The 17,341-nt window shown below is 34.8% G+C and carries 25 protein-coding genes; 5 read left to right on the top strand and 20 right to left on the bottom strand.

Annotated elements, in window-relative coordinates; translation table 11 throughout:
* Positions 1 to 518: 518 nt before the first annotated feature.
* Positions 519 to 740, top strand: a complete 222-nt coding sequence (locus A4V09_RS03095; RefSeq protein WP_065541050.1) for a hypothetical protein — start codon at positions 519 to 521, stop codon at positions 738 to 740.
* A gap of 80 nt (positions 741 to 820) precedes the next feature.
* Here the strand turns inward: A4V09_RS03095 and A4V09_RS03090 are convergent, their stop codons facing one another.
* Complete coding sequence (locus tag A4V09_RS03090) at positions 821 to 1,699, bottom strand: hypothetical protein (protein WP_065541049.1); 879 nt, start codon at positions 1,697 to 1,699, stop codon at positions 821 to 823.
* A 378-nt stretch (positions 1,700 to 2,077) separates the two neighbouring features.
* On the opposite strand from A4V09_RS03090, the gene A4V09_RS26300 reads away from it, so the two are divergent.
* Both A4V09_RS26300 and A4V09_RS03080 read left to right on the top strand, forming a co-directional pair.
* Positions 2,078 to 2,275, top strand: coding sequence for a choline-binding protein A (locus A4V09_RS26300; protein ID WP_084043413.1), 198 nt, complete (start codon positions 2,078 to 2,080; stop codon positions 2,273 to 2,275).
* 26 nt (positions 2,276 to 2,301) lie between these two features.
* Positions 2,302 to 2,763: a hypothetical protein gene (locus A4V09_RS03080; protein WP_065541048.1), complete on the top strand. Its 462-nt coding sequence runs from the start codon at positions 2,302 to 2,304 to the stop codon at positions 2,761 to 2,763.
* A 123-nt stretch (positions 2,764 to 2,886) separates the two neighbouring features.
* Here the strand turns inward: A4V09_RS03080 and A4V09_RS03075 are convergent, their stop codons facing one another.
* The 15 genes from A4V09_RS03075 to A4V09_RS03020 all read right to left on the bottom strand — a co-directional run bounded on the left by A4V09_RS03075 (position 2,887) and on the right by A4V09_RS03020 (position 12,723).
* Complete coding sequence (locus A4V09_RS03075; RefSeq protein ID WP_065541047.1) at positions 2,887 to 3,618, bottom strand: hypothetical protein; 732 nt, start codon at positions 3,616 to 3,618, stop codon at positions 2,887 to 2,889.
* A gap of 15 nt (positions 3,619 to 3,633) precedes the next feature.
* The gene (locus A4V09_RS03070; RefSeq protein ID WP_065541046.1) at positions 3,634 to 5,022 is read right to left on the bottom strand and encodes a matrixin family metalloprotease; all 1,389 of its coding nucleotides are present in this window, start codon (positions 5,020 to 5,022) and stop codon (positions 3,634 to 3,636) included.
* A gap of 305 nt (positions 5,023 to 5,327) precedes the next feature.
* The gene (locus A4V09_RS03065) at positions 5,328 to 5,702 is read right to left on the bottom strand and encodes a hypothetical protein (protein ID WP_157123442.1); all 375 of its coding nucleotides are present in this window, start codon (positions 5,700 to 5,702) and stop codon (positions 5,328 to 5,330) included.
* Positions 5,681 to 6,439, bottom strand: a complete 759-nt coding sequence (locus tag A4V09_RS03060) for a hypothetical protein (protein WP_065541044.1) — start codon at positions 6,437 to 6,439, stop codon at positions 5,681 to 5,683. The genes A4V09_RS03065 and A4V09_RS03060 overlap by 22 nt, the downstream gene beginning before the upstream one ends.
* Positions 6,432 to 7,379: a WaaS/CpsH family glycosyltransferase gene (locus tag A4V09_RS03055; RefSeq protein ID WP_065541043.1), complete on the bottom strand. Its 948-nt coding sequence runs from the start codon at positions 7,377 to 7,379 to the stop codon at positions 6,432 to 6,434. The genes A4V09_RS03060 and A4V09_RS03055 overlap by 8 nt, the downstream gene beginning before the upstream one ends.
* A gap of 65 nt (positions 7,380 to 7,444) precedes the next feature.
* A complete protein-coding gene (locus A4V09_RS03050) occupies positions 7,445 to 7,807 on the bottom strand; it encodes a helix-turn-helix domain-containing protein (RefSeq protein WP_065541042.1) in 363 nt (120 codons plus the stop codon).
* Between the two features lie 134 nt (positions 7,808 to 7,941).
* Positions 7,942 to 8,463: an HNH endonuclease gene (locus A4V09_RS03045; protein ID WP_065541041.1), complete on the bottom strand. Its 522-nt coding sequence runs from the start codon at positions 8,461 to 8,463 to the stop codon at positions 7,942 to 7,944.
* A 105-nt stretch (positions 8,464 to 8,568) separates the two neighbouring features.
* Positions 8,569 to 8,946, bottom strand: coding sequence for a hypothetical protein (locus A4V09_RS03040; protein ID WP_065541040.1), 378 nt, complete (start codon positions 8,944 to 8,946; stop codon positions 8,569 to 8,571).
* Positions 8,947 to 9,050: 104 nt separating this feature from the next.
* A complete protein-coding gene (locus A4V09_RS03035; RefSeq protein ID WP_065541039.1) occupies positions 9,051 to 9,476 on the bottom strand; it encodes a hypothetical protein in 426 nt (141 codons plus the stop codon).
* Between the two features lie 124 nt (positions 9,477 to 9,600).
* Positions 9,601 to 9,729 (bottom strand): hypothetical protein, encoded by a 129-nt coding sequence (locus A4V09_RS25700; protein WP_274537189.1) that lies wholly within the window; start codon positions 9,727 to 9,729, stop codon positions 9,601 to 9,603.
* Positions 9,710 to 9,880, bottom strand: coding sequence for a hypothetical protein (locus A4V09_RS24145; protein ID WP_157123441.1), 171 nt, complete (start codon positions 9,878 to 9,880; stop codon positions 9,710 to 9,712). The genes A4V09_RS25700 and A4V09_RS24145 overlap by 20 nt, the downstream gene beginning before the upstream one ends.
* A gap of 95 nt (positions 9,881 to 9,975) precedes the next feature.
* Positions 9,976 to 10,137 (bottom strand): hypothetical protein, encoded by a 162-nt coding sequence (locus A4V09_RS24140; RefSeq protein WP_157123440.1) that lies wholly within the window; start codon positions 10,135 to 10,137, stop codon positions 9,976 to 9,978.
* Positions 10,138 to 10,225: 88 nt separating this feature from the next.
* Positions 10,226 to 10,522 (bottom strand): hypothetical protein, encoded by a 297-nt coding sequence (locus A4V09_RS03030; RefSeq protein WP_065541038.1) that lies wholly within the window; start codon positions 10,520 to 10,522, stop codon positions 10,226 to 10,228.
* 489 nt (positions 10,523 to 11,011) lie between these two features.
* Positions 11,012 to 12,268 (bottom strand): AAA family ATPase, encoded by a 1,257-nt coding sequence (locus tag A4V09_RS03025; protein WP_198168568.1) that lies wholly within the window; start codon positions 12,266 to 12,268, stop codon positions 11,012 to 11,014.
* 98 nt (positions 12,269 to 12,366) lie between these two features.
* Complete coding sequence (locus A4V09_RS03020) at positions 12,367 to 12,723, bottom strand: hypothetical protein (protein WP_089280589.1); 357 nt, start codon at positions 12,721 to 12,723, stop codon at positions 12,367 to 12,369.
* Positions 12,724 to 12,873: 150 nt separating this feature from the next.
* Here A4V09_RS03020 and A4V09_RS03015 point away from each other — a divergent pair, with 150 nt between their 5' ends.
* Positions 12,874 to 13,083, top strand: a complete 210-nt coding sequence (locus A4V09_RS03015) for a helix-turn-helix domain-containing protein (protein WP_065541037.1) — start codon at positions 12,874 to 12,876, stop codon at positions 13,081 to 13,083.
* Between the two features lie 28 nt (positions 13,084 to 13,111).
* On the top strand, positions 13,112 to 13,366 hold the full coding sequence (locus tag A4V09_RS03010; RefSeq protein ID WP_065541036.1) for a helix-turn-helix domain-containing protein: 255 nt from the start codon (positions 13,112 to 13,114) through the stop codon (positions 13,364 to 13,366).
* A gap of 89 nt (positions 13,367 to 13,455) precedes the next feature.
* Here A4V09_RS03010 and A4V09_RS25110 read toward each other — a convergent pair whose 3' ends face one another.
* From A4V09_RS25110 to cls, 4 genes are all read right to left on the bottom strand, one after another.
* On the bottom strand, positions 13,456 to 13,923 hold the full coding sequence (locus A4V09_RS25110; protein WP_242963934.1) for a hypothetical protein: 468 nt from the start codon (positions 13,921 to 13,923) through the stop codon (positions 13,456 to 13,458).
* Between the two features lie 430 nt (positions 13,924 to 14,353).
* The gene (locus A4V09_RS25105) at positions 14,354 to 14,593 is read right to left on the bottom strand and encodes a hypothetical protein (protein ID WP_065541034.1); all 240 of its coding nucleotides are present in this window, start codon (positions 14,591 to 14,593) and stop codon (positions 14,354 to 14,356) included.
* A 219-nt stretch (positions 14,594 to 14,812) separates the two neighbouring features.
* Positions 14,813 to 15,733 carry a homoserine O-acetyltransferase MetA gene (gene metA / locus A4V09_RS03000; RefSeq protein ID WP_065541033.1) on the bottom strand — a complete coding sequence of 307 codons (921 nt, stop codon included), beginning with the start codon at positions 15,731 to 15,733 and terminating at the stop codon, positions 14,813 to 14,815.
* Between the two features lie 31 nt (positions 15,734 to 15,764).
* On the bottom strand, positions 15,765 to 17,324 hold the full coding sequence (gene cls / locus A4V09_RS02995; protein WP_330396503.1) for a cardiolipin synthase: 1,560 nt from the start codon (positions 17,322 to 17,324) through the stop codon (positions 15,765 to 15,767).
* Positions 17,325 to 17,341: the final 17 nt, after the last annotated feature.

The raw sequence follows: 17,341 nt of genomic DNA, 5'->3' as shown, positions 1-17,341 counted from the left end.
ACCTGAAACATGAACAATCTCATATTTCCAACCTACAGCATCGGCAAAAATACCCGATTCATCGCATATTTAAGATTTTCTTTAGCCTGTTTCTCATATATAGGTCTTACATCACCCTAACTGCAGGCTGCCCTTCTTATAAAATAGTAAATACCCCTTATTTTTCAGGCTTTAATTATTCCTCTCTTAACCCCCAGAACCTCTATAACATTATGTAAACCATTTGGTTCTTTAATCGATTAATACCTATTTAATAAGGAAGTATTCTATTCTATATCTTTCAATTCCTACTATCTTACTAGGAATTAAATTTAAATTTTTCTTATATTCTGGATATTTAACGAACAATTCGTTTATAGTTCCTCCTTGACTTATGGAAAGGATCTCATAAACATAGGATTTACCCTTGATTTATTGCGCATTTATGATATTTTCCGAACACCCATAATACTACTTTACTTTTTCAATAGGGCGTTGTATATTTATTTGTATAGAAAATTATGGAGGTATTTAAACTTATGGCAAGAGGAAGAAAAAGTTATACTACGGAAGAAAAAATTGAGATCACAAAAGCTCAGATTGTTGAATTCACAGATAAATTAAAACAGACAAAAGCTGAATTGAAGGAACTGGAATCTATAAAAGAACAGGAAGATTTAATTGCTTTAAAGACGCTGATTGATGAATCCGGGAAAAGCATTGATGAAGTAAAGGAAATTCTCTCTTCCACCACTGAATAATAATCTCATTTAAATGCCCCTATCAAACCTATTTTGTTTAGATTTGGTAGGGGCATTAGTCTCTTTGCTAATGGCATAAATTATAGGGTGGTAACCTGACCATCAAAACAATTTACATAATATGCTCTCCCATCTTCCATTTCATAATACCAGACAGGTATATACTCTTCTTTTCCGTTATCTGTAAAAACCAACTCAACATTATTAACCAATCTTGCCTCCTCACTATTTTCATCTAATCCCAATTCTTTATATTCTTCTATTACTACATTTGTCATCAATATTTTTGATTGATTAAAATCCATGTATTGCGTAGCTTCATTATTTACTGGTAAATCTATTTCTTCATATTCATTCCATTCTATTTTGCCGTACAGAATGCCGGAATCATCAAGCAGTACACTGATACCCTCATATTGTATTCTTACATCATTATACACGTTAGGATATTCAATCCTATATCCGATAATAGATTCTTCAGATTCGTCACTCAATTCTGTTTTGCACATATCCCCTACTATGGGATTTATATTATCCAGCAGACTTATATCAAATCCTTTAAATGCTGTACTAATCCATTCATTTGCCTTTGCAACAGCATGCTTTTCATCCATGCTGACAGTTTTTTCTCCTATCTCACCGTATGATATACTGGTTACACCTCCGTTGGAAGAAATTCTGCCTCCGACCTCTTTGTTTCCTTCATAATGTTTTTCGATTTTCTTTATAGCATAATCCGGAACAGCCTTTTCTGTAAGTTCTTCCGTGTCTGTTTTAAATATCAATTGTTGACCTGTTAATTCTATATCGGACTCCTGTGGACTTTCTTTCTGAACTTTTTCTTCAGATGTTTGTTTCGTAGATGATTCTGAATTTACAGAACAACCCGCTAAAGCACCACCAATAGTCAGAATTAGAATGGATTTTACCATAGTGTTCCTTATTTTTTCACTTTTCAATATATTAACCCCCCTTATAAAAATTTAAATAATTATAATAATAACATATATATTAAAAATATTCCACTTTACATGTAATCATGTTTCCTGTTTAAAGGTGTGTATTCAGTGCTTACCCCGCTAAAAATGAGGTACTGATTCTACTGCCTGATAGTTATATCCTCAATACTATATTACAACTAATTACAGAAGAGCTAAAATCAATGGAGCAGTAAAATTTGTAGATTCATTTTGTGGTTTGATAAGGGCATTTTATATTTTAATAATTGTGTAAGGGTATTATCCAGAAAGTATTTTTTTTCATACAAATTTTTAATGACTTTACATAAACGCAATTTACATGGTAATATATGGTAATATTTAAATGGCTCTGGTGCTATGCAGACTGAATGGCTAAACTTAAATGGAACTTGGTATTATTTGAATTCCAGTGGAGCTATGCATGTAGGCTGGATTCAATTAAATGGTATTTGGTATTATCTGAAATCTAATGGGGCAATGGCTTGTAATGAAAGTCTTACTATCTCTGGTAAAAAGTATCACTTTAATGCAAGTGGAAAATGTACTAATCCTTGAATAATGGGTAGAATGGAATGAATTAAATGTATAATATAAAACTCTTTAAAGGATATGAAGGAAAAGACTTTATCGGTATGTCTCCTGAAGAAGTAGTCAAGAATATGCCTAACTTTGAGGAAACTTTTTTTCTTGGGGAAAATGATGAAGTCAGACGGGACATGTCACAGGACTTTATTGCATATTACGATGAGAATAATAAATCTTGTGTAGCAATACAGTTTGTATACACTGAAATAGACGTTTGCTTAAACAACGTCCAGCTTATGCGAATACCAGAAGATAACCTCATTAGCGAAATAAAAAAGCTTTTTCCTTCTGAAGAAATAATCACCGATGGCGAAAATTATATGCTTGTCGAAAAATCGTTAAACATTTTTGTAACTGAGGCAGCAGTCGGCGGGGTTTTAGTAGGTCAGAAAGGTTACTTTGATTTTATAAAAGAAGAATTGACTGAGCCTGGGCCATCCAGATTGCAACGCATATAAGCTGATCTGAAAATTGTTCCCTTACCATAGGTATTAAAATACTCCTTTTCGATAAGAATTGTCATATCTTAATTCTTACCAAAAAGGAGCCATTTTTATCCTACTTTGAAGTCAACCGCTAAATTAATTTGCTGTGTTTATTTCCAAAACAATTTCATCTAACGTATAGATATCAACCTCGCTATCATTATCTTCGCCATCATATGTATTTAACGTATATGGTTGCATTAATTCACTGCCAACTACTTGCGTTTGCACAAACTGATTATCCGACACTTCTGTATATTCTGCTTCTGGACCTGTTAGCCTAGCAAATGTTTGCTCTGTATCATAAAAGCTTGACTTTTCAAGGAAATATACACTTTTTTGCCCTATTTCAGACATTACATCACTTTCTTCTATTTGTTGTATATATAAATTATCTAAATCATCATCAGAATACTCACTAAAATCATTTCTATTAAGCTCTTTTGCTTCATCCGAAGAAAATGATTCGATATAATCATTCACTGTGGTTATACCTTGATCCTTAACCACTTTAACGATGTCTCCAACCTTATAATCGCCCTTCAGAGATTGTAAAACTTTAACAATCATATTAGTCCGACAAAAGCCATTTTCTCCTACAAGGCATTCTAAGTCAGATACCTCTCCGTATATTACAATCTCACTATTTTCTGCAAGACTATTTATACTAGAAAATGTTTCCGCATAATCGAATATTCCAGAATATGTAGCGACAATATCTTCCTTGTCAATCTGGCTGATATAAACATTTTCTTTGTTGGTGTTACCACAGCCCGTAACAAACACTGAATAACACATCAATATTATTAAACATTTTTTCTTATCCATATGTAACTCCCATCTTTAATAAATATGTCTAAGGGCTTCCAAATCGGTATATTGAACCGTATCAACTTTTCTTCCATATCTTACCTGACACATAATACTATTTTGATTAGTGATTCTATGAGATAGTCCATAGGCATGTCCTATTTCATGGGCAATCGTACCTGAACTAATAATACCTTGGTCATTATCAACATTAATTCTCGTTTTCGTCCACCTACCATTAATATTAGATGACCATGCCCCATTAATATAATGTATTGTGCTTGCAAGTGTACCCGAACTAGAAAATTTAACAGAATAATATAACATATTTGCATCAGATGCTTTTGAAGCTTTTACAATATGAGAAATTTCATTTCTATTCCAAGCTGCCGCACCTACACCAATCTGTAACGTTTGATTATATGAACAATATGAATGATATTTCACATTACTTGGAGATATAGTATATCTATAATCGCCAAATGTTGAATATCCATGATTACATCCTCTATAATCAGAATCTGTCACAAATTCGCCGCTACTATTAAAATAATTGTAATAAGCATTACCACTGTAAGCACCTGGGTATTTTAGATTTTGCCATCCTGTCAGCATAGAACCACTATCAGGTGAATTGACTTTAAGATAGTACCACTTTCCACCTATTTGCTGCCATCCTGTCAGCATCGCTCCACTTGAACTCAGATAATACCATTTTCCACTAAGCTGTATCCAGCCAACCTGCATGGCTCCATCGCCATTAAGATAATACCATTTCCCTCCTATCTGTTGCCACCCTGTAAGCATAGCTCCACTTCCATTGCAGTAATACCACTTGCCCTTTGTCTGTATCCAGCCCGTTTTCATCCAGCCGGAACCATCAAAATAATACCACTTCCCATTAATATATTCCCAACCACTTTTTGTATATGTACCATTATTATGCTTGTACCACCAACGACCATCTGCTGCCTGTATCCACGTTCCTGGAATCGTTGTCACTCTCAGGTACTCGGCCATTTCATAAGGCTCCTCTTCGCCATCAATACCGATGCACATATCCTTATCATCTACGTCGTCGGTTTCCGTATCCGGAAGAGAACCATCAGTTTTTTCATTCTTATCAGGCTCTTCATTTTTATTCGGTTCTTCTGGCTTGATTACTGGTTCCTCTGGCTTATCAGGCTTATTTTCATCAGGAGTGATATCAGGAGTCTCTACCTCATCTGGTACAGACGGTTCCTGTATATCTGGACTATTTTCTGTTTGATTTTCACCATTGCCAACTGTTGTTTCATCTTCTTTTTTCTCTTGTTGTGTCGGCAATGGTGTCTGAGATTCTGCTGCATGTACCATCGTTCCCCCGAACATTGTGGTAAACATGCATGCTGTTACACATAGGGCTACAACTCTTTTTCTCATAAAACTTACCTCCATCTTACTTTTATATGGTAGCATGGTAAATCATAAATACAATTATACTAATTAATACATATTTGTGCAATAAAAGTCGTTCGACACGATTCGACGCATATGAAAAGGGACTGCTTTTGACAGTCCCTTAATCCTTACCCTGTATTATTATATTTTAGTGATACCTTTAATTCCACCTTCAATTATTCCTTCTGCGCTATATTGTAAAAGAAATAGTTTGAATGATTCACTTGTCAATAATTCTACTAATCCTTTAAGTATCATTATTCCTTCTTCCATTTATCCTATAGGATTTATCTGTATTTTTTATGAATATATATAGAAGCATATTTGTAACCATTTATAGGCAATAGTGGTTCACATTTTCCATTACCGGAGCTTTCTTTAATTTTCTTCAACTGTTTTAGTATCCATTTCCCAACTCTGAAATAATCTGATGGATTTGACATATATCCACTTGTCCTGATTTCATATTCCTGTCTTATAAAAACTAATTCCCATCCGTAGCCGTCGACGACCTCTACATCATCTAATTCATAGCAACTCAGCCACTTGCTGGCTGGCCTGACTGCTGCCTCAAGTGTTAAAAAATAATCTATTTTTCGCATTACTTTTATATTATATTTTACTCCTTTGCAATAAGATGCTAAAACATTTCTAATGTACAATCTAACATCTTATCAAATTCCAGAGTATTATGTTCTCTATTTATAGGTATTACTAAAAAATACCTATTTTTTTTAACTTTTTTATATATTTCTTTACTATGTACTTTTAGACATTCTATTATTTTACTTGATCCTGTACTATGAGCTGCAAACATTAAATGAATAGTCTTTTTCATTTTTATATTAGATGGAGATATAATCAATTTTATGAGGAATATATAATCCATACCATGATCAATATTTAGATATATATTACCAATTCGATAAGCCCTATCATCATTATGTGTTTTTATACTACTCCTTTGATTATAAATATTTTTAGGTGTTCCTCCACCTGGTTTAGTAAAATATTGAAATTTTGGAAAATACTCTCCTAAATAATTATCAACTCTCACATTAGTAATTGGACCTCCGAAATGTATCTCATTTTTCAAATCTATTTGCTCCATACTCGGTATTAAGTGAAGTTTCAACATACTACATAAATCATTTAGTTGGCAATACGCCTTAAAATCATCATACGTTATAAGTTGATACATATAGTCTTCTTTTAAATATCTTTTGAATATAGATATAGTTGTCCATACTTTACCTTTTTTCATCCCAAGAATTTTATTAAGACATCTTCTTTTATTCAGATAATCAAAAACGTTAAAAACGAAGCAAGTTAATGTCATTACATTTACAGAGAATGAGATTACTAAAATTATTGTATTAAAAGCCTCTAAACTATTCATTATTTATTCCCCAATCAATAAAATATTGAAGCCAATTCTCGTAAGAATACTTTTTTACTATGTCATTAGAAATTTCCACCAAAGGACTATCTAAAAAACATTTTAAATTATTCCATGAATCAATGCCTATAATAAAAATATTGTTTCGGTTATAAAAATCTTCATTAATAATACTTTTATTGTTAGTTATTAATTTTTTCTTGCAGAATAGAGCCTCTAAACTCCTAAGTGACATACCATATTGATTTTCTTGTAATATTTCCAATATGCAAAATGATTGTGATACTAACTTCAATATTGTTTTATATTTGGCTTTACTCTTTATATGAAACTTTTCTAGTATATACTCATCTTTATGATCTCTTAAAAGTTTTATATATGTGCGCAAACCCATTTTTATAAACTTTTCATCTATAAATTCTATTTCTTTTATTCGTTGTTTATTTTTACCAATAAAAAACAAATCATATAAGATTATTTTATTTTCAAAATTAGAATTTGTCAAAAAATAGAATTGATTATTATAGAATATTTTATATTTAATGCAATCTCTTAAATCAAAACTAAAGATATCCACCTTATCTTTTAAAGTTTCATCTAGTGGTTTCATAATTATATTCCAATACCATAAAATAACTTTACAATCATTTTTTTTATTTTCACATATGTAATCAATAATTCTAAGGCTTTTAATATCAATTTCAAATATCTTATCAAATATTATTATTATATCATATTTTTTTAGATTCTTTATCCATTTACCGAATAGAAAGGATATATCAAAATTATTAAATTTTTTTATAAAACCATTAATTAATTTATATCCTATGTTAGTATGAATTTTATACGCACCTTGAACACAAACATGGCTTTTTTTCATTTTTCCAATAAAATATCTTTCAAAATTATTCCTATCACTTTTAATGATTAAAATTTCCATTTTAAGTTCTCCATCTTTAGCTTGTGACCTAATATGGTGCTATACTATTCATCATTTCTCACACATCACTCATCCTCTTTACTTTCCATTGAAACCCTTGACGGCAACTCTTCACTGCTACACTTTAATACTTCACATAACCTATCAGCATTTTTCCATGTATTTGGAATCACTTCCATAATCTCATTTGGCTGACAATTGAGCCATGTGCACAGAGATTCTATGGATTTGGTATCTACTGAAATTTCCCTTTGCTTTTTTTCTACGATTCCGGTTTTAGGATTCTTATAGTCGTATATTTCTATTATTCCTGTTCCAAGTTTTAATTTTCGTAAAGTCTCCTGACCGATTATTTTTTCTTCTCTTATATGGGTTGTATTTTTCCCCTGTAATTTCATCAATTCAAATAATCTACCATAATATATCATAAATATACCTCATACTTTCTCAATAGTTTTACACTAATATTATACCATCCCCTTCCACTTTATACAATCGGCACCAGCAGATTTTTCCACCAGTGCCGAATTATTATCTCTTATATAAGGATATCCCCTATAGACTACAGAATTTCCATTAGCAGGTTCCGTGCCATTTTCCAGCTAATCTTATCTGAATACCTTTTATCCATCTGATACATGAATATTTCCGTAATCCTATCCATAAATTTCTCAGGAAGTATACAACCCTTAAAACTATTACAAGCTGCATCAGTCGCTTGTAAATTGCTCACACAATCCATTCCATTCATAGCAAGGGGTACTATGTGATCCAGCGTAAGCTCCTCATAGGTTATTTTCCGCCCGCATAATTGACACCTGCCCTCTGCCTTATCATAAATCATTCTTCTTACATCTTCTGAATACTTTTTCCGACCTCTCTTTTTCCCGCTTGATGGTTGCTCATTTCCATCAGTATCCAAGATATAATATCCCCTTGTTTTCCGTGGCGCTTTCATCATCTTATGTGTAGCAACATTCACATTATAAAACTCTTGAGCATCCTCAACAGTTGAAGTCTTTTCGATTCCACCATTTCTATTAGTCTTTAAATAATACGTTCCATTCGTGATTACTAAAGCCATAGTTCGCACCTCTTTTTCTTCCTCAATATTTCACTCGACAAATAGCCTCTATATTTTCCTTTTAGAGAGAGATTGCCTAATGAAGACAATCCCTCAGCCTGTACACTAAAAGAATTTGTCAACCATCACTTTTACGATTGCTTTCTTTAATTCGTTGGTATATTCCGACAAGTCAACCGTAACACTAGCTGCCGATTCAATTAAATCATTGTCTGCGTCATGAAATCCCACTTCAATAACATACTTTGTTGGTTGTCCCGTTTCTAATACGATGCTTAAATATGTAAAGTCAATAATTACTGTTTTAACACTCCATACTCTTTCATACTTTTTTAAGTCAGGATTCTTTGCATACCATTCATCCCGTTCTTTTATGTCATTGACCTTCTGTATCTCAATAGCCTTGTATACTTCTCTTTTTAATTCTTCAGACATATCAAAGATATCAATGGATACTTCTAAAAAATCCTCGTTAAAAGTCACATTCCCTAATTCTAAAACACCGATATTCGTTGTCTCTCCTTGCTTTCCACTTCATCATAATATATACCTCCATTCATTTTTTATCAGATTAACTACCTTAATCCTTATGCTGTTGCTCTGGCTCCACCTACGGGCATAAAGAATATTTCTTTCATTTTATCTGCAATCATCTGCCTAACCTTTTCTTTATCCAATTCATCTAATCCCAAAGGGATATCCCCATAATATTCGCATGTATCCTCTCCTGCTGCCTTGTTAGTCTTTTGCCATATGTAAATATCAATCATAAACTCTGTATATTCAGGATTATCTATCCCTACTGTATATACCAGTCTGAAGTCCCAAAAGACGTCACTTTCCGTATTGATTTCCGGATAACATTTCTTATACTGCTCCATGCATTCTTCAATGATTGCATCTGCTTTAGCACCGATTTCTTCAAATGGCATATGCATTTCAATCTGCCCTGCAAAATCAACACTCACTTTTCTTGAATCCACTGTACCGATTGCATTAATTGTTTTTCTCATTCTTATTTACCTCCGTTTAATTTATTTGATTGTTTTAACAACATATTGTCAAAGGCCCCTGGCGGAATCGAACCGCCAGTAAAACCATTCAGCCTAATCATTGTAGAAGTGAAAGTCATGACAGTTATGAAAGCCTTGCCCACTCTCTCCTACGAATACGGTTGTAAAATGCCATTGCAATTGTGAAATCAGTAAATACTTTCATATCATACCTATTGCCATTTTCCATATACTCAACTATGTATTTTTTCATCCTGTGCAACCCCCTTTTTTAATCTGTCTTCATACCATTTGACTGTACCATCTCTATTTATTGGAATCTCAACTCTTGCTCCTGAACTGTATTCAATCACTTTTGATATCCTACCGTCATTTGTCCTCGTGAATACTTTGATTTCATTCATCCTTTTTTCCTCCCTAGAATGTCTATTTCTCCAGCATTCCGTCCCGAATGTGAGATTTCATACTAAAAATTATTTTTCTATTATCATATTGATATTTAAGATTGAACCTGCGACCCATGCTCGTATACTCTTACAACTTCAATGTTGTCACAAGAAATTTTCTCAAAAGTGCGTTCAACTTTTTCAACGCCTGTCATTTCCTTTTTCATAATCGTTCCATCATGTATCTGGTATGTTACTATAACTTTGAATGTCATAATCAAATCCTCCCTTCAAACAATATTGTTTGCCTTATGGCTATCTCCCACTGTTTCCAGCGGGAACGCTTGCAACTTAAAGCCCTATTTATAGAGGTTGCAACCTCTCAGTGTACATACAATCTTCTAACTGTGAAACTCTCTGATATTCTGAAAGACTTCCCAAATCAGCTTCTGATCTTTTAGCATCAATTGTTCGCCGTTCACAGGTTGTTACTTTAATAGAAAAATCTTTACCTGTTTCTGTCAGCTTCTCATTTGTATCCATATAAGAAAGAATCTCACGTTCCAAGTCTTTGACTTCTGCTTCTGTCTCTGTTAATAAAGTTTTCATTGCTCTGTAATCCGCTATAACTTTTTCTAATTCATTCATTGTTTTACACATATTGAATACCTCCATATTTTGTTATTCAGCAACCCTCTAAGAATCTTCCTGGCTATTGGAATGTACCTCACAGGTATATTGCTTAGAGTATTGAGTGCTTTCGGCTTTCTCGGTTGCTGTTGTTTTGTTTATGTCTATGCAATACACCAACATTAGTGTTTTGTCTATAGGCTTTATGCACTAACATTTGTGTTTTAAATCACTAATATTTGTGTATATCGTCAATTGTTTTTTTGCACAAGTGTTGGTGTATAATAATCATATAAACAACATACAAAGTACCTTGATAATTTAATAGACTTCACGCTTTGGACGTGGTACAATATATACACCATTCACAGGGAGGTTGATACCATGACAGTTGATGAAAAGCTCAATATGCTCATCGAAACAGTCGTCTCATTAAAAGACGGACAAGAGTATATACAAAATGTAATTACAGATATCAAATTACATCAGGAAAATGTAATGGATAAGAACATTCGTTTATTAGCAGAAAATTACAGTAATCTTGTTAAAAAGCTTGATGAAAACAACAGCGTTACCGACCAACAAATAGCTTATCAAATCAGAGTCACAAACACTACAAAAGATAGCAGATAATTCAGCAGGACTGTAGTCATCAAACTTTATAAATTTATTAAATCTTGAACGTAATCCCGGATTTGAGTTCAAAAAGTTATCCATTAAATCAGGATAACCTGCCACTATTACTATCAAATCATCTCTGTTATCTTCCATTCCTTTTAGTAGTGTATCAACTGCTTCTAATCCAAAATCATTTTCGCCTTTGTTCTCAGTCAAAGAATATGCTTCATCTATAAACAGAATACCTCCTAACGCTTTTTGAATAACCTCATTAACTTTTATGGCAGTTTGTCCTACATATCCACCAACAAGTCCAGATCTATCGGTTTCTATTAAATGTCCTTTTGAAAGAACACCTAATTTATGATAAATTTTTGACAACAAACGTGCCACTGTTGTTTTTCCTGTCCCTGGATTTCCAGAAAAGACCAGATGTAAAGTCATAGGTATTCGTTTTAGACCACGTTCTTCCCTTATTTTTTGAATTTGCATAAAATTAATAAGGGATTTAACATCATTTTTAACAGCATTAAGACCAACTAAAGAGTCTAGTTGGCATAACAAATCTTCTAAATTTTCTTCGTTTTCCGTGTCTAACTCATCTTCTATTCCCGTCTCTACTATATATTCTTGTCCAATTTCTTCTGGCATCTTAATATCTATAGCATACAATAAGTTTTCTTCAATATAGTTACGCAACATATTTAAATAAATTAACATATCATCTATTTCTTCATTAGCTATATTCTCATCACAAGCCAAAAATTCTTTTCCTAAGACTCCGTATGTTTCATAAAGCATATTTGAAACAGAAAAATTCGTGTTTTCAATTGCCATGTTGTCCGCCTTCACAAATATTTGTAAAGTTAATGGTACCCTTGATGCAAACTCCGAACTATATAGATTATTCTCTTTTATCAAACAAATTATATCTTCTACGCTTAGAGTGGTATCAAGACATTCGCTAATATAAGCAGCCTCTTGCCATACGATATTCCCGTCCGATGCAGACAAATACATAAGATATGATGATAAATCTAAAATTAATGACTTACGAGTGGGCCAATCAAAATCTTTCACTCCTGTTGGTGCCTGATCTATAGCATCACATAAATCTTCTAAGCTATCTCTAATAAACTCCTTTAAATCATTATTCATCTAACTAATACCAAAATTTTTATATATTAATTTAATAAACCATTATGATTTAACATTATAAATTAACAGTATTCCTAATATTGCTTGAGGTATCACTACTATCCCCTCAAATCAAACCGGTTCCCGTCCGACCTTGCTACACTAATAACGTCTCCTGCCATACTGCAGGTAAAAGTATATGACACATCATCCACTATAACTTCAATGGTCATCCCATCCTCTTCTAACATACAGAAAACATCAAAATCCAGATGATCCCGGTTACGATTCAAAAAATTACTGACAGCTAATTCGGTCTGCTCCTCCAGTACAGTCCTATCCTCTATCAAATTATTTTCGTTACGATTTGGCGAACATCCCACAAGCATAAATGCAAATAAAAATATAACACCCTTCTTCATTCCCTTGCCTTTCGGACAATACACAAAAAGCAACCAGCAATAGGTCACTTTCATTTTAATTTCATACTCCTCACATAAAGTGTTTTGAGTAGTATATTGCTTATTATCTCATTTGCAAAATAATTATAGTCGCATGATGACTATTTTTAAATAGTCCTGACAAGACTTTTCTATAATATAGAAGATTCTTAGGAGGATTATACCATGGTTTATGAAAATATCCGTAATTTGCGCGAAGACAATGATAAGACACAAACAGAACTTGCCGATTATTTACATGTCAAACAGACTACTTATTCCAAATATGAATTAGGGAAAATCAATATTCCTATTGAAGTGTTTGTTAAACTGGCAGATTATTATGATGTTTCTGTGGATTATCTTTTAGGACGAACCAGTAAAAAGACTCCATAGCAATAACAAAACGAAAGGTACGGATTATATGGCTCAAAAGTTAAAGCAAAGCGATGATATCTCTATAGGTGATAACCTTAGAAAATTAAGAAATGAAGCAAATATGACACAGGAACAAATTGTCGCACAGCTTCAGCTACGAAACTTTTCTATTTCCCGGAGCATCTACTCTCAAATGGAATCCGGTACATACAATATCAGGATCAGTGAATTGATCGCTTTAGCTGAAATCCTGCACACCGATTACAACACCATATTTAAAGGGCTTGATTACAATAAGTAGCCCACTGGCTGTTTTGTAAAGTCATTCTCAACAAAAAATGTAAAAATAAGGCATACCAAGTATTCTCACGATACCTGATATGCCTCTTATTAATTTTCGTTATATGGCTGAACTTCATATCTGACCAATGCATCATAAATATATTTCGGGATTTTACTTTTATATTTATCTGCCATTATTAAAATGTCTGCCTGTTTATGCTTTTTGTATTCACTGAATGCATCTTCCGAATTCTTCCAATATAATAAGCGGACAACTTCATCATATCCAAACGGCTTTATTTCACCATAATACATGCCCATACCCTGGCTATGTCTAACACCAAGTGGTAATTCCATTTTCGATTTTTTATAATATGACAGTCTATGTTTCTTACAATTTGATAGCATGGTATTTATTGTTTGAGGAAGAATGCAGCATTTATCAGGAGCATATTCTTTATTCCCCGGAACCAGTAAGTCTTTGTCAACTGCCATAGAATCACCGTTACATTCATAATATGAAGCATTGTACCATTCTACAAAAAGCTCTTTGTCATTTAGCCATAAATCGCACATAGTTGCACCTTCATATGATTTGCTCTGCATTCGATAACATCTGCAATAAATGCCATGCCATATTGGGTACGCTACATTACTCTTCAATGTGATATATGGAACAAATTCCTGATGTCTTTCCATCTCATCTATTTAAACTATTCCTCTATCCAAATCCATATATTCCTTATAATTTACCCACATTAGATTTCTGTAAAAACAATTATTCCTATCTCTATCAATATGCCATACTCTTTTACAGCCTCCGGGTTGTTCCAAAAAATGTTTTGCAACAAGTTTATCAAGAAATCTTCCCTTTTGTACATTTTTCCTTCATCTGTATATGCTGTCAAGGTAAAATGCGTCGGTTGTGAATCCGAACGCTTTCTGTTTGTATTATGTATATAAAAATAACCCCTTAGATTATTTATCAATCTCCCATGATTTAAACTCAATAATTATAGGTATCTTTTACTAACACAAATACCTCATCATCAGCGATCAACTCAACACCTGATTTTCTTGTATCTAAAACTCCTTTGTCGGCAATGGTTACATATTCTTTAAATTTTTTTTCTTGCTGCGCTTTTATTCTTCTTTGGCATATATAACTCTCTCCTCTTTTAAATATTCTAATCCTTAGATATTCGTATGAGTTTTTCCTTTTGCTTCTGCCCCCTTCATCTGACATATTAAGACATTAAAATAAGCCCACAACCACAACTGGTTATGAGCTTATTCACATATCCAATATTTAATTTTTATATATCGTGCCTTTCCTCTTCTTCATTTTCTGACACCAATCAAATTGAAGTTTGACACCAATTTGGCACCAAATGAGGCTAAAATATGCCACTTTATGCCATTAACTTAAATCACGTCAAAGGCCACAGACCGTTTAAAATGCGCCTTAGAACGGCGTTCCCTCCAAATCATAAGGCGTGATCTGATACACATAATAATTCAACCAATTCGTATACAAATTATTCGCATGTGCTCTCCACAGCAAAAGAGGCTTATTATCCGGATCATTCTCAGGATAATAATTCTTCGGAAGCTTTATATCCATCCCTTTCCCTTTATCCCTCTTATATTCCCCATCCAAAGTTACCCGGTCATATTCCGGATGCCCCATAACAAAGATCTGGCGCCCATCCATTGCCATGCAGAGGAATACCCCGGCTTCCTCCGATTCAGCCAGCACAGTCAGTGCCTCACAGGCGTGGATATCCTCCGCCGTTACTTCTGTATGACGGGAATGGGGAGCTAAAAATTCATCATCAAATCCTCGCACAAGCGGCACCTTACGGTTTTTCACTTTATGGCTGAAAAGACCGAACACCTTGTGGTCCATCTTTTTCTTCTCCAGCCCATAATGATAATAAAGTCCTGCCTGGGCAGCCCAGCACAGATAGATCGTGGAAGTGACATTGGTTTTCGTCCACTCCATGATTTCTTTTAACTCTTCCCAGTAGTCCACTTCCTCGAACTCCATCTGTTCCACCGGTGCGCCTGTAATGATCATTCCGTCAAACTTATGAGCCTTTACCCGGTCAAAGGTCTCATAAAATTTATTCAGATGACTGGTGGCTGTATTCTTTGATTCATGGGTTGCAACCATCATAAAGGACACATCCACCTGCAGAGGCGTATTGGACAAAGAACGCAGAAGCTGCAGTTCTGTCTCCTCTTTGAGCGGCATCAGATTTAAAATCAGGATTCGGATAGGGCGGATATCCTGATGGACTGCACGTCCCTCATCCATGACGAATATATTCTCTTTTTCCAATATTTCCTTGACCGGCAAGGCGCTTTGTATTTTAATGGGCATTTTTCTTCCTTCTTTCCTTATTATTTTTTCTTTACATCAGGGGTGCAAAAATACGCAGTACTTTTCCCATGATCCTGGTGAAAAGTCCCAGGCGTTTATAGTCTGCCACTGAAATCTTCACACATTTCTTTTTCGTATTCTGAAAGTCCCGCTCCACATAGGGAATCTGGGAGTTTCGATAGAAGAGAACTCCATCCTCAAAATGATGATAAAAGCTTCTGTAATCCATATTCACAGTACCCACAACAGCCTTCTCGTCATCCGAAGTAAAAACTTTGGCGTGGACAAATCCGGGCGTGTATTCATAGATTTCCACACCGGCCTCCAAAAGCTCATTGTAGTAGGTCTTCGCAAGGGCAAAGGCAGTTTTTTTATCCGGAATATGAGGCATGATGATGCAGACTTCCACACCACGTTTTGCGGCATAGGTCAGAGCCAGGATCATCTCATGATCCAGGATCAGGTACGGTGTCATGATATGTACATAGTTCTGTGCCGTATTCAATATATCCAGATATACCTGTTTTCCAGTCCGCTCATAACCGTATGGCATCACATCATAAGGGATGACATATCCGTCATTGGGTATCTGCAGATTGGCGGGGGTCCGGTATGGCTCATACTCCAGGTCCCTACGCTCTGACACGCCCCACATTTCCAGAAACATGAAGGTAAAGCGTTCCACTGCCTCGCCCTTCAGCATGACTGCCGTGTCCTTCCAGTGGCCGAAACGTTCCTTCTTATTAATATACTCATCCGCCAGATTAGTCCCGCCGGTAAAGGCTGTTTTACCGTCGATCACAAGGATCTTCCTGTGATCCCTGTTATTGTAATGCGGTGAGAAAAATGGTTTGATCGGCGCAAACATCTTACACTGTATCCCCTCTTTCTCCAGTATTCTCGGATAAAATGAGGGCAGCAGCGCCAGCACGCACATGCCGTCGTACATGACTCTGACTTCCACACCTTCTATGACTTTCTTTTTCAAAATCTCCAGCACAGTGTTCCACATATATCCCTCTTCCAGGATAAAATACTCCATGAAGATAAAAGTTTCCGCCTTCTCCAATTCTCTCAGCATGGCTGGGAACTGCTCATCGCCCAGCGGAAAATAAGTCACAAGAGTGTGCTCATAGACTGGACAGGTACCGTACTCCATCAAATAGGAAGCCAAATGCCCCATTTGAGGGTTCTTCCGCTCCAGATCCTTTTTCACCTTTTCTTTCTGGGTCACAAACTGTTTTGTGAATTTTCCCAGGTGCTGAAGCCTCTGGTAAATCATCCTGGTTCCCGGCTGGCTGTTGATATAGAGATAGAGCAAAGCCCCAAATACAGGAACTACTGTCACCGGAATCATCCAGACCAGCTTAAAATCAGGGTTTCCCCTGCTGTTGAAAAGATGCAGAAGTACAAGCACACCCAGAACCACAAATCCGGCATAAACATAAAAACTGTAATCTCTCAGCCAGATAAAACTGGCGATAACCAGTGCGAACTGAATCAAAAAGGCAAAGACCACGATCAGGGTTCTGCCAAAAATAATGGTCTTAACACCTTTCAGCCCTTTCTTTTTCATCTCCTCAGACTGCATTTCCTACCTTCTTTCTA

The sequence above is a fragment of the Blautia pseudococcoides genome (assembly GCF_001689125.2).
Taxonomy (GTDB): domain Bacteria; phylum Bacillota; class Clostridia; order Lachnospirales; family Lachnospiraceae; genus Blautia; species Blautia pseudococcoides.
The sequence above is the reverse complement of the archived record's forward strand: the minus strand, read 5'-3'. Positions and strand labels throughout refer to the sequence as shown.

Excerpts from the sequence above, each read along its gene's own strand:
- A4V09_RS03050 (WP_065541042.1), bottom strand. The coding sequence starts at position 7,807 with ATGATATATTATGGTAGATTATTTGAATTGATGAAATTACAGGGGAAA.
- A4V09_RS03055 (WP_065541043.1), bottom strand. The coding sequence starts at position 7,379 with ATGGAAATTTTAATCATTAAAAGTGATAGGAATAATTTTGAAAGATAT.
- A4V09_RS03075 (WP_065541047.1), bottom strand. The coding sequence starts at position 3,618 with ATGGATAAGAAAAAATGTTTAATAATATTGATGTGTTATTCAGTGTTT.
- A4V09_RS26300 (WP_084043413.1), top strand. The coding sequence starts at position 2,078 with ATGCAGACTGAATGGCTAAACTTAAATGGAACTTGGTATTATTTGAAT.
- A4V09_RS03030 (WP_065541038.1), bottom strand. The coding sequence starts at position 10,522 with ATGTGTAAAACAATGAATGAATTAGAAAAAGTTATAGCGGATTACAGA.
- metA (WP_065541033.1), bottom strand. The coding sequence starts at position 15,733 with ATGCCCATTAAAATACAAAGCGCCTTGCCGGTCAAGGAAATATTGGAA.
- A4V09_RS03080 (WP_065541048.1), top strand. The coding sequence starts at position 2,302 with ATGTATAATATAAAACTCTTTAAAGGATATGAAGGAAAAGACTTTATC.
- A4V09_RS03010 (WP_065541036.1), top strand. The coding sequence starts at position 13,112 with ATGGCTCAAAAGTTAAAGCAAAGCGATGATATCTCTATAGGTGATAAC.
- A4V09_RS03035 (WP_065541039.1), bottom strand. The coding sequence starts at position 9,476 with ATGAGAAAAACAATTAATGCAATCGGTACAGTGGATTCAAGAAAAGTG.
- cls (WP_330396503.1), bottom strand. The coding sequence starts at position 17,324 with ATGCAGTCTGAGGAGATGAAAAAGAAAGGGCTGAAAGGTGTTAAGACC.
- A4V09_RS03025 (WP_198168568.1), bottom strand. The coding sequence starts at position 12,268 with ATGAATAATGATTTAAAGGAGTTTATTAGAGATAGCTTAGAAGATTTA.
- A4V09_RS03045 (WP_065541041.1), bottom strand. The coding sequence starts at position 8,463 with ATGGCTTTAGTAATCACGAATGGAACGTATTATTTAAAGACTAATAGA.
- A4V09_RS25110 (WP_242963934.1), bottom strand. The coding sequence starts at position 13,923 with ATGTGCGATTTATGGCTAAATGACAAAGAGCTTTTTGTAGAATGGTAC.
- A4V09_RS03020 (WP_089280589.1), bottom strand. The coding sequence starts at position 12,723 with ATGAAAGTGACCTATTGCTGGTTGCTTTTTGTGTATTGTCCGAAAGGC.
- A4V09_RS03095 (WP_065541050.1), top strand. The coding sequence starts at position 519 with ATGGCAAGAGGAAGAAAAAGTTATACTACGGAAGAAAAAATTGAGATC.
- A4V09_RS03070 (WP_065541046.1), bottom strand. The coding sequence starts at position 5,022 with ATGAGAAAAAGAGTTGTAGCCCTATGTGTAACAGCATGCATGTTTACC.
- A4V09_RS24140 (WP_157123440.1), bottom strand. The coding sequence starts at position 10,137 with ATGACATTCAAAGTTATAGTAACATACCAGATACATGATGGAACGATT.
- A4V09_RS25700 (WP_274537189.1), bottom strand. The coding sequence starts at position 9,729 with ATGAAAAAATACATAGTTGAGTATATGGAAAATGGCAATAGGTATGAT.
- A4V09_RS03015 (WP_065541037.1), top strand. The coding sequence starts at position 12,874 with ATGGTTTATGAAAATATCCGTAATTTGCGCGAAGACAATGATAAGACA.
- A4V09_RS24145 (WP_157123441.1), bottom strand. The coding sequence starts at position 9,880 with ATGAATGAAATCAAAGTATTCACGAGGACAAATGACGGTAGGATATCA.
- A4V09_RS03060 (WP_065541044.1), bottom strand. The coding sequence starts at position 6,439 with ATGAATAGTTTAGAGGCTTTTAATACAATAATTTTAGTAATCTCATTC.
- A4V09_RS25105 (WP_065541034.1), bottom strand. The coding sequence starts at position 14,593 with ATGTCAGATGAAGGGGGCAGAAGCAAAAGGAAAAACTCATACGAATAT.